Raw genomic sequence first — 821 nt, 5'->3', positions numbered from 1 at the left:
ATTAAATTCATTACCTAAAAATTTACAAATTATATTTGAAACATATATCTATATATCATAAAAATTAAAAGGCAAGACTCCTGTAAGATACAGAAATCTTGCCTTAGATATTTAAATTAATTTTATTTCCCATCAAACGTTACTTTTAATAAGTAGTCAGAATTAGGAATTCAGTTCCATTTTCTCAACTTATTTGCTCGCTCATTTCAAATCCATCAATGATTCTTCTTGCTTAATTCTAGTATAAAGAAAATATGCATACGGTATGATTAAAAAGATTGCATAAATGGACTTTGTTAACAGTATCACACCTAATATTTCAGGTAGAATATTCAAGAAATAATTCGGATGTTTTGTAATTTTATATAACCCTGATTTAATAATTGGGTGATCTGGTAATATAAATAATTTCAGCGTCCAAATTGATCCAAGCACTTTAATTACATGAAATAATACAAGATATGACCCGATTAATATTAATAACCCGATTAAATTTATAATCCCAAATGATGATTTGTTTATAAATACTTCTACCGCAGCTACCAAATATATCAGTATATGTGTGATTGCCAACCATTTAGAATTTACAACACCATATTCTTTGGCACCTTTCTGTTTCAATAACTTAGAATTTCTAATTGAAATCTTTAAACTCAATAACCTTACTATAAAAAATGCTAATAATAAATAAAACGCCATGACACCCTCCAAAAATTAATTTAATTTCTAATATATTCAGATAGCTTAGTGCTTTAACAATTGTCGATACAATTATTAATAACAAATAAATTATATATAAATTGGCTATTTTTGTAAAATAT

Annotated in this window: 1 protein-coding gene; it reads right to left on the bottom strand. The window is 25.5% G+C overall.

Features of this window, described 5'->3' with window-relative positions; all coding sequences use genetic code 11:
* Positions 1-201: 201 nt before the first annotated feature.
* Positions 202-699, bottom strand: coding sequence for an isoprenylcysteine carboxylmethyltransferase family protein (locus tag CD111_RS12260; protein WP_095085242.1), 498 nt, complete (start codon positions 697-699; stop codon positions 202-204).
* Positions 700-821: the final 122 nt, after the last annotated feature.

The organism is Mammaliicoccus stepanovicii (assembly GCF_002902525.1).
GTDB classification, from domain to species: Bacteria; Bacillota; Bacilli; order Staphylococcales; family Staphylococcaceae; genus Mammaliicoccus; species Mammaliicoccus stepanovicii.
Note: the sequence above shows the minus strand (reverse complement) of the source record. Positions and strands in the feature narration are given on the sequence as shown.